Source organism: Brevundimonas sp. R86498, assembly GCF_044598075.1.
Taxonomy (GTDB): domain Bacteria; phylum Pseudomonadota; class Alphaproteobacteria; order Caulobacterales; family Caulobacteraceae; genus Brevundimonas.
Genome location: NZ_CP139004.1, coordinates 2,323,775 through 2,338,942, shown reverse-complemented (window position 1 = coordinate 2,338,942; position 15,168 = coordinate 2,323,775). Strand labels below are relative to the sequence as shown.

Genomic DNA, 15,168 nt, shown 5'->3' with positions numbered 1-15,168 from the left:
CCCATGCTGAAGAAACGTTCTGTCGTCCTCGCCGGCCACGCGACCTCCGTGGCGCTGGAGCCCGAATTCTGGGCCGTGCTGGACCAGTTCGCGGCGCAGAGGGGACTGAGCCATGCCGGTCTGCTGGCGGCGATCGACGCGGGCCGTGGACGCCGCCCCCTGGCCTCGGCCTGCCGGTTGCTGGCGCTGGAGACCGTGGCATCAGAAAGGAGCACTGGCGAAGCTTGACCGCGGGGCGCATCCTGGCACCCCTGATTCAGAGGACCGCGCCATGGCCATCGATCGTACCCTGCTTCCGCCCGTGATCTTCGGTGGGCTTGTCGCCCTGGGACTGGTCGGGGCCGGCCTCGCCATCGGCGGCGGGGTCATCAACGCCCAGACAGGGAACCGCCAGGTCACGGTTCGGGGGCTGGCCGAACGCAATGTGACCGCCGACCTCGCCATCCTGCCGCTGCGCTTCACCGTGGCGGGCGAGGATCTGCCGGCGGTGCAGGCGCGGATCGACGGCGATCTGGCCAATGTCCGCACCTTCCTGCGCCAGCAGGGGTATGGCGATGACATCGTCACGGTCGGGCGGCTGGAGGTCACAGACACCCAGTCGCAGAGCTATGCGCCCTCGCCCGGTACGCCCCGCTACATCGTCGCCCAGACGGTCACGGTACGCACCGGCGAAGTCGCCCGCGTGGCCCAGACCGAGCGGGCCCTGAACGATCTGGTGCGTCAGGGAGTCCTGCTGGACTTCACGGCCCCGACCTATGTGTTCACGAAGCTGAATGATGTGCGGCCGGCGATGATCGCCGAGGCCACCGCCTCGGCCCGGTCGGGCGCCGAGCAGTTCGCCAAGGACGCCGGGGCACCGCTGGGGCCGATCCGCCAGGCGACCCAGGGCTCGTTCGAGATCCTCGCCCGCGAGGATGTGGACACGGAATCGACCTCGCTGGACAAACGGGTGAGGGTCGTGGCGACCGTGACCTACCAGCTGCGATAGGCGGGCACGTCTCCTCCCCGCCAGCGATTCGACAGGGAGGAGACGGTCGTTGTCAGTTGGCCGGCTGAGGTCCGGGCTGGGGCAGTGACGGCGGTTCAACCGGCGGCAGGGTCGGCGCATCCGGCAGACGGGGAACGTCGGGCAGATTGACGTCCACATCGATCGAGGTGTCGGCATCGTCCCGGCCCGGAATCGTCCCTCCGGTGTAGAGGACATAGCCGATGATCGCGACCACCACGATCAGGCCCCCGACCAGGAAGGCGATGACCCCGCCGCCACCGCTGCGCCGCTCGGGCTGGACGTTGACGGTGGTATGGCGGTCGGGCTCGGCCACGACGCGTTCGGGCGGCATGTTGGGATCGGTCATGACTATTGTCCGGCCGGAGCGGCGGGCGCGGCCACTTCGGGCAGGTTGACGTCGACGTTCACATCTTTCGTCTCCGGCGTCATCCCGCCACCGGCGAAGACGAAATACGCCACGATCGCCAGCAGGACCACGACGCCCCCGACGATGAAGGCCAGGCCGGTATTGCCGCCACCGCTGCTGCTGTTTGAATTCTCGGCCATGGATCGTTCCCTCTCAGAGTTGTTCCCTGCGGCGACCAAACGACAGCCCCGCTTGCCGGTTCCGGCACAGCGCAGGGATCGGGGACTGACTTTGCCGGCTGTGCTCATTATGTTCCGGGCCACCGCCTCTCAACCGAGCTCCTGATTCCTTGACCGACGCCCTGCCCGCGCCCCGCATTTCCGACCTCGCCCGTTCGCGCGGCCCCGGCGGTCTGACGCATGAGACGCCCGACTATCTGTCCGGTCTGAACCCCGAGCAGAGGGCGGCGGTCGAGGCGACCGAGGGGCCAGTGCTGGTGCTGGCGGGGGCCGGCACGGGCAAGACCCGGGTGCTGACCACACGGCTGGCCCATATCCTGGCCACCGGCCGCGCGAAGCCTTGGGAACTGTTGGTCGTCACCTTCACCAACAAGGCCGCGCGCGAGATGCGCGAGCGGATCACCCATCTGATCGGGCCGTCGGCCGAGGGGCTGCGCTGGCTGGGCACATTCCACAGCGTGGCCGCCTCCATCCTGCGCCGGCATGCGGAGCTGGTGGGGCTGAAGTCGACCTTCACCATCCTCGACACCGACGATCAGGAACGGCTGCTGAAACAGCTGCTGGAAGCGGCCAACATCGACACCAAGCGGTGGACGCCAAAGTCGCTTTCCGGCCTGATCGACCACTGGAAGAACCGGGGCTGGACGCCGGAGAAACTACCGCCCGGCGAGGATTTCGCCAATGGCAAGGGACAGGCCCTGTACGCCGCCTACCAGTCGCGGCTGGCGACCCTGAATGCCTGCGACTTCGGCGATCTGTTGCTGCACAACCTGACGATCCTGTCGAAACATGCCGATATTGCGGAGGAATACCGCCGCCGGTTCCGCTACATCCTGGTCGACGAATACCAGGACACCAATGTCGCCCAGTATCTGTGGCTGCGGCTGCTGACCTCCTCGACGGGGAACGTCTGCTGCGTCGGCGACGACGACCAGTCGATCTATGGATGGCGGGGCGCAGAAGTCGACAATATCCTGCGGTTTGAAAAGGACTTTCCGGGCGCAAAGATCGTCAAGCTGGAGCGCAACTATCGCTCCACCAGCCATATCCTGGGGGCCGCCTCTGGCCTGATCGCGGCCAACCGCGACCGGTTGGGCAAGACCCTGTGGACCGAGGACCAGACCGGCGACAAGGTCCGGGTCCGGGGCGTCTGGGATGGCGAGGCCGAGAGCCGGTTGATCGCCGACGAGATCGAGACCGCGAAGCGTGACGGTATGAAATACAAGGACATGGCGGTCCTTGTTCGCGCGTCATTCCAGATGCGGGCGTTCGAGGAGCGGTTCGTCCTGCTGGCCATCCCCTATACGGTCATCGGCGGGCCGCGCTTCTTCGAACGGGCCGAGATCCGCGACGCCCACGCCTATCTGCGGCTGATCCAGTCCGAGGACGATGACCTGGCCTTCGAGCGGATCGTCAACACGCCCAAGCGCGGCGTCGGCGACACCAGTGTGCAGAAGATCCTGCAGATCGCCCGGCACCGGGGCGTGTCGGCCATGACGGCGGTGCGCGAGCTGATCGTCTCGGACGAGCTGCAGGCGCGGACCCGCACGGCCCTGTCGACCTTCGTGCGCGATCTGGACCGCTGGCGGGCGCTGGCCTCAGACACGCGCCACTGGCTGCTGACCGAAACGGTGCTGGAGGAGAGCGGCTATGTCGACATGCACAAGGCCGACCGCGCCACCGGCCCGGCCCGGCTCGACAACCTGAAAGAGCTGACCCAGGCGATGCAGTCGTTCGAGACGCTGGGGGCCTATCTGGAGCATGTCTCGCTGGTGATGGACCTCGACCGGGGGCCGTCATCGGACGCGGTCCAGATCATGACCCTGCACGGGGCCAAGGGGCTGGAGTTCCCGCTGGTCTTCCTGCCCGGCTGGGAGGAAGGCGTCTTCCCCAGCCAGCGCAGCATCGACGAGAAGGGCGAAAAGGGGCTCGAGGAGGAACGGCGCCTGGCCTATGTCGGTGTCACCCGGGCCAAACAGGACGCGCGCATCAGCTTCGCCGCCAACCGTCTCGTCTATGGCCGCTGGACCAGCCAGCTGCCCAGCCGTTTCGTCGATGAACTGCCCATCGCCCATGTCGAGGCCGAGTTGGACACCGGCTACTACGGGGCCTCCACCGGCATGAAGGAGGCCAAGTCCCGCTGGGACGACGCCCCGTCGTTCGGGGCCGGCTACACCTCCCCCGGCTGGCAGCGCGCGAAAGCCTTCACCGCCGGCCAGACCCCGGGGGCCCGCCCCGCCCGCAAGGCGATCATCGAGGGCGAAGGCCGCCTGATCGCCACCGCCGACCCCAAATCCGGCTCCGGCTTCGTCAAGGGCGACCGCGTCTTCCACCAGAAATTCGGCTACGGCAGCGTGCGCGTAATCGAGGGGAACAAGCTGACGGTGGAGTTCGAGAAGGCGGGGGAGAAGAAGGTGATCGATACCTTCGTGGAGAAGGCGGAGTAGATTGGCGGCCCGGTCCAGGTGAGAATGCGGACTTGTGCACAGGGAAGCGACCATGAGCCAGCATCCGTTCACCCGCCGCGCGGCCCTCGCGCTGTCCACGGCGGCCGCCCTGTCTCCGGCCCTCCCCGCCCTCGCCCGCGCGCCGCGCCCCGGCTTCGTCGCCCGGGACGGCATGGCCCTGACGCTGGACGGGCGGCCGTACCGGTTCGCGGGGTTCAACGCCTGGTATCTGGCCTGGCTGGGGGCCGAGGCGGCCTTCGGCGACCGCGACCGGCTGGCGCGCGAACTGGACCGGCTGCAGGCCGACGGGGTCGCCAATCTGCGGCTCGCCGCCTCGGCCGAACATTCGCCGCTGAGGAACTCGGTCCGGCCGGCGTTCCGCGACGCCTCGACGGACTACAACCAGACGCTTCTGGTCGGGCTCGACCACGCAATGGCCGGGATCGGCCGGCGCGGCATGAAGGCGGTGCTGTACCTGACCAATTTCTGGGAGTGGTCGGGCGGGATGATGACCTATCTGTCCTGGGTCAACGGCGGTCGCTATCTGGACATGAACGATCCGGCCCATCCGTGGCCGGCCTTTCCCAACTTCATCGCCGACTTCTACCGCAGCCCGGAGGCGGTCGGCCTGTATCACGACTGGGTCCGGGCCATGGTCACGCGCGTCAATACCGTGACCGGGACCGCCTATGCCGACGACCCGGCCGTGATGGCCTGGCAGCTGGCCAACGAGCCTCGGCCGGCGGGCGGCGATGGCGAGGCCTTGGCGGTCCTGCCGGACTTCATGGCCTGGGTGAACGGCACGGCGCGGCTGATCAAGACGCTGGACCCGAACCACCTCGTTTCCACCGGGGCGGAGGGGCTGAAGGGCGCGGTCGAGCGCCCGGACATGGTGCTGGACACCCATCGCTCGCCCGATATCGACTATCTGACCGCCCACATCTGGCCGGGCAACTGGAGCTGGCCGAGTCTGGACGACATGGCCGGCACGGATGCGGAGGCCCGGCACCAGACCGCCGACTACATCGCCCGCCACATCGACTTCGCCCGCACCCTGAACAAGCCGCTGGTGATCGAGGAGTTCGGCTATCCGCGCGACGGCAATCGCTACGACCCCGCGACGCCGACCACCCTGCGCGACCGCTTCTATGGCGAGGTCCATGCGGCCGTTCTGGCCGATGCCCGCGCCGGCGGACCTCTGGTCGGGTCCAACATCTGGGCGTGGAACGGCGAGGGCCGGGCCCGCCATCCGGACTTCCGCGCCCGGGCCGGCGAATCGGCCTGGATCGGGGATCCGCCGCACGAGCCCCAGGGCTGGTACGGGGTCTTCGACAGCGACCGCTCGACCCGGGATCTGGTCCGGGCCCATGCCGCCGCCCTCGCCCGGGTCTGAGCACCGCCCCACACCCTTCCTTAACGGGGTCTTGCCAACGTCCGGTCGTGCGCTCCGCCCCTGTCCTGACCGAGTCGGCCGATCCCGCCCCGCCCCTGTGGGAACAGGCGGCGGCGATGTTCGTGGTCATCATGCTGACCCAGGCCCTGATCGGGCCGGTGTTCGCCCCGACCCAGGCAGAGACCCCGATCCTGCGGCTGGTCTGGCTGCCGGTCTATGCCGTCATTGCGGGCCTGATCGCCCTCAGGCCCACAGCCATGGTGCGGGCCTGGCCAGCCTGGCTGATCCTGGGCCTGCTGGTGCTTCACGCCTTTGCTTCCAAATGGTGGTCGATCGATCCGGGCGTGACCCAGAGGCGGGTCATCGCCATGGCCCTGTCCAGCGCTTTCGCCATCTATCTGGGCACCGTCTTCACCGGGCGGCACCTGCCGCGCCTGCTGATGCTGTCGGTCCTGTTTCTGGGGCTGGGCAGTCTGGTCATGGTGTTTGCCAACCCCACCATCGGGATTCACCAGGAGGCCAACGCCGGCCTGTGGCGCGGTCTCTGGTATGAGAAGAACCAGATGGGACTGGTCATGTCGGCCGGGACCGTCGCGGCGGCGGCGTGTCTGGCCTCCGGCGATCCCCGCCGCCGGCTTCCCGTCCTGACCCTGATCGTGACCACCCTGCTGGTGCTGGCGACGCAGTCCAAGACCTCGCTTCTGTGTCTGATCGTGGGCGTGGGCGGTATCGGGGCCCTGTGGACCCTGCGACGCGGCGGGGCGGCCTTCTCGATCGTCGCCCTCTGGCTGGGCGTCGTCCTGACCGCCGGGGCCGGCTATGTCTTCATTACCGACCCGGCCGCGGTCCTGATTGCCCTGGGCAAGGACCCGTCCCTGACCGGCCGGACGGACATCTGGACCGCCCTCATGCGCGAGGTCTCCGAACGGCCATGGACGGGATTCGGCTACAGCGCTTTCTGGGGCCGGGAATCGGTCCCGGCCGCCTTCATCCGGGCCGAGACCCAGTGGGCGGTGCCCTCGGCCCACAATGGCTGGATCGACCTGTTGATCCAGCTGGGCTGGCCCGGGGTCATCCTGACCGGCCTGACCGTGGCCCTCGCCACGCTGGTGACCCTGTTCCGCATCCCCGGGGCTGGTGCCCGCGAGGGATACTGGGGAATCGGCTATCTGGCGGTGATCCTGCTGCTCAGCCTGTCCGAGAGCGTGCTGCTCAGCCACGCCAACCTGCCCTGGGCCCTGCTTCTGGCCATCCTCGCCCGCGCCCTGACGCCTTCGCCCGAGCCGGTCCGGGTCCCGGTTGTCCCCGGCCTTGCCCGGCCGCGTCGAGGGGCCTACCAGACGGCTCCCCGAATCGCCGCACACTCAGGCCATGCCCGCCTCCGCCAGTCCGTCCCTGTTCGATGATATCCCCGAGGCCCCCAAGCCGGCGGCCCCTGCCCCCGCGCCGGCCGCGGCGGTGACGCCGTCCGCCGCTGCGACCCCGGCGGCTGCCGCACAGGCCCCGGCTCCCGGCAGCTATTCCGCCTCCTCGATCGAGGTGCTGGAGGGACTGGAACCGGTGCGCAAGCGGCCCGGCATGTACATCGGCGGCACCGACGAGCGGGCCCTGCACCATCTGTTCGCCGAGGTGCTGGACAACGCCATGGACGAGGCCGTGGCCCGCCATGCTAAACTGATCACCGTGGATCTCGACGCAGACGGCTTCCTGTCGGTCAAGGATGACGGGCGCGGCATCCCGGTCGATCCGCACCCCAAACACCCCGGCAAGTCGGCGCTGGAGGTGGTGATGACCGTCCTCCACTCGGGCGGCAAGTTCTCGGGCAAGGCCTATGAGACCTCAGGCGGCCTGCACGGCGTCGGGGTCTCGGTCGTCAACGCCCTGTCCGACCGGCTGGACGTGACTGTCTGGCGTGACGGGTTCGAGTGGAAGCAATCGTTCAGCCGGGGCCTGCCGCTGGGCTCAATCGAACAGGTCCAGCCGTCCAGGAAGCGCGGCACCCTGATCCGCTTCCATCCGGACGCCGAGATCTTCGGCGTCGGCGCGGCCTTCAAACCGGCGCGGCTGTTCCGCATGGCCCGATCCAAGGCCTATCTGTTTCGCGGCGTCGAGATCAAATGGACCTGTGCCGCCGACCGCATCACCGATGCGACGCCGGAGACCGCCACCTTCCACTTCCCCAACGGTCTGGCCGATGCCCTGGCCGAGCGGATCGGCGAACTGGAAACCGTCACCCCGACCTTCTCGGGCCGGGTCGAGCGCAAGGGCGAGGCCGGGGCGGTCGAATGGGCCGTGGTCTGGTCGCCGATCGGCTTTGGCGAGGCCGACGGCTTCGTCCAGTCCTATTGCAACACCGTCTCCACCCCCGACGGTGGCACCCATGAGGCCGGCTTCCGCGCCGCCCTGGTCAAGGGGCTGAAGGCCTATGGCGACCTGACGCACGAGAAGCGGGCGGTCCAGATCACGGCCGAGGACGTCATCGCCAATGCCGGGGCCATGATCAGCGTCTTCGTCCGCAATCCCGAATTCCAGGGCCAGACCAAGGACCGGCTGTCCTCGCCCGACGCCCAGCGTCTGGTCGAGGCCCTGCTGCGCGACCCGCTGGACCACTGGCTGACCGAGAACCCCAAACAGGCCAATGTCCTGCTGGGCTTCATCATCGAGCGGGCCGAGGACCGGCTGCGGCGGCGCAAGGACAAGGAGGTCCAGCGCGCCCAGGCCACCCGGAAGCTCCGCCTGCCCGGCAAGCTGTCGGACTGCAGCCGCCAGTCGGCCAACGGCACCGAACTGTTCATCGTCGAGGGCGATTCGGCCGGTGGGTCGGCCAAACAGGCGCGCGACCGCACGACCCAGGCCATCCTGCCCCTGCGCGGCAAGATCCTGAACGTCGCCAATGCCACGGCCGACAAGCTGCGGGCGAACATCGAGCTGTCGGACCTGACCCTCGCGCTGGGCGTCACGACCGGGCCGCGCTTCGACATCGAACAGCTGCGCTATGAGCGCATCGTCATCATGACCGACGCCGATGTGGACGGGGCCCATATCGCGGCGCTGCTGATCACTTTCTTCTACCGCTCCATGCCCGAGGTGATCCGCCAGGGCCGGCTGTTCATGGCCCTGCCGCCGCTCTATCGCCTGTCGGCTGGCCCGCTGTCGGAATATGCCCGCGACGAGACCCACCGCGAGGAGCTGATGGCGACGGTGTTCAAGGGCAAGAAGGTCGAGCTGGGCCGGTTCAAGGGCCTCGGCGAGATGATGGCCTCCCAGCTCAAGGAGACCACCATGGACCCGAAGAAGCGCACCCTGGCCCGCGTCACCCTGCCCGAGAGCGAGGACGAGATCGAGGATCTGGTCGAGCGCCTGATGGGCAAGAAGGCCGACGCCCGCTTCCGCTTCATCCAGGACAATGCCCAGTTCGCGGTGGCCGATCTCGACGTGTAACAGGCCCCCGGCCGGCAATGATCCTGTGGCGGCCTAGCGGCCTGGACGCAGTTCGTTCTGGACCCGGCGCCCCAGCGGATCGCGGGAGGTCCAGCTTTCGCCGAGGCTGGCCTGGATCAGGGGCGAGCAGAAGCGCGAGATCATCATCACCGACGGCCGGATGCCATTCAGGCAGACCCGCTCGCCCTCGACCCGCCAGCGCGCCGCAAGCCGGCGCCCGTCAGAGAACTCGGCGGCATAGGAGCCGTCGCGATTGAACCAGTGTTTGACCCAGCCGCCGTCCGGGTAGCGCGACACCACGGTGTTCTCGAACACATCGGCCGTCTGGGCAGAGGCCGCCGTGCCAAGTCCCGCAAGCGCCGCCGCAGCGACAACGCCGATCAACGCACCGTTGGCCTGTTTCATTCCCGGACCCCTGCCAGCGTCTCTTCCCCGACAACACTATTAACGTTCGTTCACGAATTGCCAAGCGATCCGCGTTCGAGGGAATACTTGACTTTGGCGTGTGGACTTCTGTAGTGAGGGCGGGTTCGGAACAGGACTGGCGAATCGCGCCGCCCACTCGCCCAGAGACAGGGCGGTTCCGCACTTTCCCCGTCGCACCGGCCATCGGTTCGACCCCAGTCCCCCGTCGGAGCGCTGTCGTTCCGACCACTGTCCCAAAGGACGCATGACCGAATTCTCCAAGCTGGGCCTCTCGCCCACGACCCTTCAGGCGGTCGCCGACACCGGCTATACGACCGCCACTCCGATCCAGGCCCAGGCCATTCCCGTGGCGCTCGCCGGACGCGATGTCCTCGGCATCGCCCAGACCGGCACCGGCAAGACCGCCGCCTTCACCCTGCCCCTCGTTGAACTGCTGTCCAAGGGCCGCGCCCGCGCCCGCATGCCGCGCGCCCTCGTCCTCGCCCCCACCCGCGAGCTGGCCGACCAGGTGGCCATGAGTTTCGAGAAATACGCCAAGGGCACCAAGCTCAGCTGGGTGCTGCTGATCGGCGGCGTCTCGATGGGCGAACAGGTCGCGGCCCTGAACAAGGGCGTCGACGTCCTGATCGCCACGCCCGGCCGTCTGCTGGACCTGTTCGAGCGCGGCAAGATGATGCTGAACGGCGTCGAGCTGATGGTCGTCGACGAGGCCGACCGCATGCTGGACATGGGCTTCATCCCCGACATCGAGCGCATCTTCAAACTGACCCCGCCCAGACGCCAGACCCTGTTCTTCTCGGCCACCATGCCGCCGGAGATCACCCGTCTGACGACCCAGTTCCTCAAGGATCCGACCCGGATCGAGGCCTCGCGCCCGGCCATGACGGCCGAGACCATCACCCAGTATCTGGTGCGGATTCCGACGACGGATCCCAAGGCCAAGCGCGCCGCCCTGCGTGAGCTGATCGGCCGGGCCGATGTGAGGAACGGCATCGTCTTCTGCAACCGCAAGTCCGAAGTCGACGTGGTGGCCAAATCGCTGAAGCAGCACGGCTTCGACGCCGCGCCGATCCACGGCGACCTCGACCAGTCCCTGCGGACCAGGACCCTGGCGGCGTTTCGCTCCGGCGAGCTGAAACTTCTGGTGGCGTCCGATGTCGCCGCCCGGGGCCTCGACATCCCCGACGTCAGCCATGTGTTCAACTACGACGTCTCGCACCATGCCGACGACTATGTGCACCGCATCGGCCGCACCGGTCGCGCCGGCAAGCTGGGCCAGACCTTCATGATCGTGACCCCGGGCGACGACAAGTCGCTGGATAAGGTCCTCAAGCTGATCAAGATGGCACCGGAAGAACTGGTGCTGGACATCGACTGGTCGAACCTGGGCGGCAGCGCCCCCCGCCGCGGCGAGACCCGTGCGGAGCCCCGCCCCGCCCGTGGTCGCGCTCGCGCCGAAAAGCCGACGGCACCCGCCGTTGACACCGAGGCCCCGGCCGCGCCCGCCCAACCGAAGGCCGAGCCTGCGGCCGCATCAGACGACGCCGCTCCTGCGCGCCGCACCAGGAGCCGCCGCAGCACACGGTCGGAGGCCGCTCCGGTCCAGGCCGTGGTCGAGGCCTCCGCGCCGATCGCCGCGCCCGAGCCCGTCTCCGCCCCGGTCCCGCGCACCGGTGAGCCCCGCCTGCGTCAGGCCGACCGTCGCCCCGGGGGCCGTACGGACCGGGACGATGCCCCGGCCCGGGAAGGTGCCGGCTTCGGCGGTGACGTCCCGGCCTTCCTGCGTCGCGCCGTCACCCTCAAGGGTTGAAATCGACGACATTCCAACGCCTGACTGTGGCCCCGCTTAACCCGCCGTTACGGATCGTGGTCTAGGGTCTTGCGCAACAACGCGTCTTCGCAAGAATTGCCCGGCGGGAATCCAGAATGTCCACTCAGGTCCAGACCACGCTTCGCAGCCCGGAGGCCTTCAGCCTGGCGCGTCGTGCGGTCGAGGAGATGGAGCGGGCCGGCGTGTGGCCCACACCCCTGAATTTCGAACTGTGGGTGCACTATCTGGGCGATCCCGAAAGCGCCTTGGGCCGCGAAATGGTGCGCCTTCTCGGGGCCGGCGACGTCTTCACCGAAGGCACTTCGGAGATGCTCGCCGCCGAGTACCTGCCGCGCGGTCGCCTGTCCGAGGAGATCCGCGATGCCGGGGCTGTTCTGGACCGCGAACTGTCGACCGTATCGGAAGCCATCGCCAAGGCCCAGAAATCCCAGGCCGCCTATGGCCAGACGCTGGCGGGGGCCTCGGCCCATCTTGAGGGGGACAGCGCACCCTCCGCCCTGATCGGGGTCGTGGCCGAACTGACCCAGGCCACTACCTTCGTGCAGAAGGAAAACGCCACCCTCGAGAAGCGGCTGAAGACCTCCACCAAGGAAGTCGCCCGGCTCCGCGAGCATCTGGAGCAGGTTCGTCGCGATGCGATGACCGATGCCCTGACCAATCTGGCCAACCGCAAGGCCTTCGACGAGGAACTGCTCCGCGCCTGTGATGAGGCGGACCGGAAACGCCAGCCGATGACCCTGGCCGTCCTCGACATCGATCATTTCAAGCGCTTCAACGACACCTGGGGCCATCAGACCGGCGATCAGGTGCTGCGCTATGTCGCCAGCGTCATCGGGAGGGTGTCGAAAAACCCCCGCGTCGCCGCACGCTACGGCGGCGAGGAGTTCGCCATCATCTTCCCGGGCGAACCGGCACCGATCGTCGAGGCGGCGCTGAACAGCATCCGCGAGGAAGTCGGCACCCGCGCCCTGCGCCGTCGATCCACCAACGATGAACTGGGCGCGGTCACCATCTCGGCCGGCCTGGCCCAGCGGCGGCCGGGCGAGACGGGCTCTTCGCTGCTCGATCGCGCCGACGAGGCCCTCTATGCCTCCAAGCGCACCGGCCGGAACAAGGTCACCAACGGCGAGCGGCTCGAAAACGCCGCCTGATCCGACGAGGGGCCTACCCGCCCGCGCGGCTCGGACCCTTGAGACCGGTTTTCCGCCGCGGTTTGGCGGGTGCCTTGCGCGCCGCAACCTCGACCGACTGCCGCGCCCACGCCACGGCCTCGTCCGGATCGTCCATCACGGCTTCCGGCATGGACCAGTAGGCCATCGCCATCGTTTCCCCGGTCTTCGTCGGGAAAGAGAATTGACGGGCCCCGGCCGCGACCAGCCGTTCCGAATGGACGTCGTCAGCCTTCAGCCAGACCACACCATCATCCAGCAGGGCGAAGATCCGGCCGTCAGCATAGACGCCTGCGCCGCCGAACATCCGCTTGATCTCGATCGGACCCAGTCCGGCGAAATGCTCGCGCACCCACGCGCCGAACTCCGGGTCATAGGCCACGGGTCAGGCCGCCGGAACGACAGCGCCATCGTACTTCGACGCAATGAAGTCCCTGACCGCCTGGCTGCGCAGGGCTGTCGCCAGCGCCTGGAGCCGGGGATCGGACTGGTTGTCCGGCCGGGCCACCAGATAGTTGACATAGGGGCTGTCGCCCCCCTCAAGCGTCAGGGCGTCTGTCCGCGGCTTCAGCCCGGCGTCCAGCGCATAGTTGGTGTTGATCACCGCCATATCGACCTGGTCCAGCACGCGCGGCAGGGTCGCCGACTCCAGCTCGCGGAAGCGCAGATTCTTCGGATTCTCGGCGATGTCGCGCAGGCTCTGCAGCGGATTGACCGGGTCCTTCAGGCGGATCAGTCCGGCGGTCTGCAGCAGGATCAGCGAACGTCCGATTGACGACGCATCATTGGGCACGGCCACATCCGCCCCGTCCGGGAGGGCCGCCAGCGAGGCGTGACGGCGCGAATAGGCCCCCAGCGGCTCCACATGGACCCCGGCGATGGTGATCAGGTCCGCGCCCCGGGCGGCATTGAACTCGTCCAGATAGGGTTTGGTCTGGAAATAGTTGGCGTCGATCCGCTTCTCGGCCAGCTGGGTGTTGGGCTGGACGTAGTCGTTGAAGACCTTGATCTCGATCGGAAAGCCCTGGGCCGCGAGGGTGGGCTTGAGGAACTCCAGAATCTCGGCGTGCGGCACGGCCGTCGCCCCGACGATCAGGGGGGCCGAGCCGTCGACCGCCTTCTCCGCCCCCTGCCCGCAGGCGGTCAGGGCGAGGGCCGCGGCGGCCAGGATCAGGGTGCGTCTCAGCATGGGAACTCTCGAAAGGGGGATCAGCGGTGCGAGACCCTGGCGACCAGACGGTCGCCAATCATCTGCAGAATTTGAACCAGAAGAAGCAGCAGAACGACGGTCACGACCATGACATCGGTCTGGAACCGCTGATAGCCGAAACGGATGGCGAGGTCGCCCAGCCCACCGGCCCCGACGACACCCGCCATGGCGGTGTAGCTGACGAGGGCGATGGCGGTGACCGTGGCTCCGGCGATGATGCCCGGCATGGCTTCGGGCAACAGGGCCCGGGTGACGATCTGGAAGGTCGAGCCGCCCATGGCCTGGGTCGCCTCGACCACCCCCTTGTCGACCTCGCGCAGGGCCGTCTCGACCAGTCGCGCATAGAAGGGGGCCGCGCCGACGACCAGCGGGGGAATCGCCCCGGCCACGCCCAGCGAGGTCCCGACCAGCAGCACCGTCACCGGCAGCATGACGATCAGCAGGATGATGAAGGGCACAGAGCGCAGGATGTTGACGACCAGCGACAGCAGGCCGTTCAGCACCGGATTGGCGGCCAGCCGCCCCTTCCCCGACAGGTACAGCAGCACCCCCAGCGGGATGCCGAACACAACCGTCAGGGCCAAGGCCCCGAACAGCATCAGCAGGGTGTCGCGCGAGGCCCGCAGGATCTCGGGCCAGTCGATATTGGCGAAGAACTCCATCAGACGGCCTCCACCACGACGCCGCGCGCCGTCAGCTGGGCCACTGCGGCATCCGCGTCGCCGCCGGTAAAGGCCACCACCATCTGGCCATAGGGCTCGCCCCGGATGCGGCTGATGCGGCCGGACAGGATCGAATAGTCCACGCCGGTCGCGCGGGCGACGCGGCTCAGCTCGGGCTCATAGGTCGCGGCCCCGCGGAAGGTCAGTTTCGCCAGACGCCCGCCCGCCGGAACCACCGAGGCGTCGTGGGTCTCGCCCCCCTCGCCCTCGGCCAGCATGGCGCGGGTGACCGGCGATTTCGGGTGCAGGAAGACGTCGGCCGTGGCCCCCTCCTCAACCACCCGACCATCCTTCAGAACGGCGACGCGGTCACAGACCCGGCGCACCACCTCCATCTGGTGGGTGATCAGCACGATGGTCAGGCCCAGATCCCGGTTCAGCCCGTCCAGCAGGCTCAGGATTTCGTCCGTCGTCTCCGGGTCGAGGGCGCTGGTGGCCTCGTCGCACAGCAGGACCTCGGGGCCACAGGCCAGGGCCCGGGCGATACCGACCCGCTGCTTCTGGCCCCCCGACAGCTGGGCGGGAAACTTGTTGGCGTGCTCGGACAAACCCAGCTGGTCCAGCAGTTCGGCCGTGCGCCGCGCAATCTCGGGCTCCGGCCGGCCCTCCAGCTTCAGGGGAAAGGCCACGTTCTGGGCGATGGTTTTGGCGTTCAGCAGGTTGAAATGCTGGAAGATCATACCGATCCGCCGGCGGGCGGCGCGCAGGGCGGCGGGCTTCAGGGCCGTGATCTCCTGATCCCCGACGAACACCTTGCCGGCGTCCGGTGTCTCCAGCCGGTTGATGGTGCGGATCAGGGTGGACTTGCCCGCGCCCGAGCGGCCGACCACGCCGAACACCTGGCCGCGCGCGACGCTCAGGTCGACGGCGTCCAGCGCCACGCGCTCGCCCGCGGCGCTGCGATAGCGCTTGGTGACCCCTTCCAGCCGGATCAT

At 68.3% G+C, this 15,168-nt stretch carries 15 protein-coding genes; 8 read left to right on the top strand and 7 right to left on the bottom strand.

What is annotated here, in order from left to right; translation table 11 throughout:
- The first annotated feature begins 3 nt into the window (after positions 1-3).
- Positions 4-228, top strand: a complete 225-nt coding sequence (locus SJY26_RS11435; RefSeq protein WP_396593158.1) for a ribbon-helix-helix domain-containing protein — start codon at positions 4-6, stop codon at positions 226-228.
- 43 nt (positions 229-271) lie between these two features.
- Positions 272-988, top strand: coding sequence for an SIMPL domain-containing protein (locus SJY26_RS11430; protein ID WP_396593157.1), 717 nt, complete (start codon positions 272-274; stop codon positions 986-988).
- Between the two features lie 52 nt (positions 989-1,040).
- Here the strand turns inward: SJY26_RS11430 and SJY26_RS11425 are convergent, their stop codons facing one another.
- Positions 1,041-1,355, bottom strand: a complete 315-nt coding sequence (locus SJY26_RS11425) for a hypothetical protein (protein ID WP_396593156.1) — start codon at positions 1,353-1,355, stop codon at positions 1,041-1,043.
- 2 nt (positions 1,356-1,357) lie between these two features.
- Positions 1,358-1,555, bottom strand: a complete 198-nt coding sequence (locus SJY26_RS11420) for a hypothetical protein (protein ID WP_396593155.1) — start codon at positions 1,553-1,555, stop codon at positions 1,358-1,360.
- 149 nt (positions 1,556-1,704) lie between these two features.
- On the opposite strand from SJY26_RS11420, the gene SJY26_RS11415 reads away from it, so the two are divergent.
- From SJY26_RS11415 to parE, 4 genes are read left to right on the top strand one after another with little or no spacing between them, the layout of a single operon-like run.
- A complete protein-coding gene (locus tag SJY26_RS11415) occupies positions 1,705-4,041 on the top strand; it encodes a UvrD-helicase domain-containing protein (protein ID WP_396593154.1) in 2,337 nt (778 codons plus the stop codon).
- Positions 4,042-4,093: 52 nt separating this feature from the next.
- Entirely contained in the window at positions 4,094-5,434 is a 1,341-nt protein-coding gene (locus SJY26_RS11410; RefSeq protein WP_396593153.1) for a cellulase family glycosylhydrolase, read from the top strand.
- Between the two features lie 47 nt (positions 5,435-5,481).
- Positions 5,482-6,840 (top strand): O-antigen ligase family protein, encoded by a 1,359-nt coding sequence (locus tag SJY26_RS11405; protein WP_396593152.1) that lies wholly within the window; start codon positions 5,482-5,484, stop codon positions 6,838-6,840.
- Positions 6,806-8,875 carry a DNA topoisomerase IV subunit B gene (gene parE, locus SJY26_RS11400; protein ID WP_396593151.1) on the top strand — a complete coding sequence of 690 codons (2,070 nt, stop codon included), beginning with the start codon at positions 6,806-6,808 and terminating at the stop codon, positions 8,873-8,875. The genes SJY26_RS11405 and parE overlap by 35 nt, the downstream gene beginning before the upstream one ends.
- Positions 8,876-8,908: 33 nt before the next feature.
- Here parE and SJY26_RS11395 read toward each other — a convergent pair whose 3' ends face one another.
- Positions 8,909-9,280 (bottom strand): hypothetical protein, encoded by a 372-nt coding sequence (locus tag SJY26_RS11395; protein WP_396593150.1) that lies wholly within the window; start codon positions 9,278-9,280, stop codon positions 8,909-8,911.
- A gap of 265 nt (positions 9,281-9,545) precedes the next feature.
- Between SJY26_RS11395 and SJY26_RS11390 the strand changes: the two genes are divergently transcribed.
- Both SJY26_RS11390 and SJY26_RS11385 read left to right on the top strand, forming a co-directional pair.
- Positions 9,546-11,111, top strand: a complete 1,566-nt coding sequence (locus SJY26_RS11390; RefSeq protein ID WP_396593149.1) for a DEAD/DEAH box helicase — start codon at positions 9,546-9,548, stop codon at positions 11,109-11,111.
- A 116-nt stretch (positions 11,112-11,227) separates the two neighbouring features.
- Positions 11,228-12,283, top strand: coding sequence for a GGDEF domain-containing protein (locus tag SJY26_RS11385; RefSeq protein ID WP_396593148.1), 1,056 nt, complete (start codon positions 11,228-11,230; stop codon positions 12,281-12,283).
- Between the two features lie 13 nt (positions 12,284-12,296).
- Here SJY26_RS11385 and SJY26_RS11380 read toward each other — a convergent pair whose 3' ends face one another.
- From SJY26_RS11380 to SJY26_RS11365, 4 genes are read right to left on the bottom strand one after another with little or no spacing between them, the layout of a single operon-like run.
- Entirely contained in the window at positions 12,297-12,683 is a 387-nt protein-coding gene (locus SJY26_RS11380; RefSeq protein WP_396593147.1) for a TfoX/Sxy family protein, read from the bottom strand.
- A 3-nt stretch (positions 12,684-12,686) separates the two neighbouring features.
- A complete protein-coding gene (locus SJY26_RS11375) occupies positions 12,687-13,490 on the bottom strand; it encodes a MetQ/NlpA family ABC transporter substrate-binding protein (protein ID WP_396593146.1) in 804 nt (267 codons plus the stop codon).
- A gap of 20 nt (positions 13,491-13,510) precedes the next feature.
- Positions 13,511-14,173 carry a methionine ABC transporter permease gene (locus SJY26_RS11370; protein ID WP_396593145.1) on the bottom strand — a complete coding sequence of 221 codons (663 nt, stop codon included), beginning with the start codon at positions 14,171-14,173 and terminating at the stop codon, positions 13,511-13,513.
- Positions 14,173-15,168 (bottom strand): methionine ABC transporter ATP-binding protein, encoded by a 996-nt coding sequence (locus tag SJY26_RS11365; protein ID WP_396593144.1) that lies wholly within the window; start codon positions 15,166-15,168, stop codon positions 14,173-14,175. Before SJY26_RS11365 ends, SJY26_RS11370 begins: the two co-directional genes overlap by 1 nt.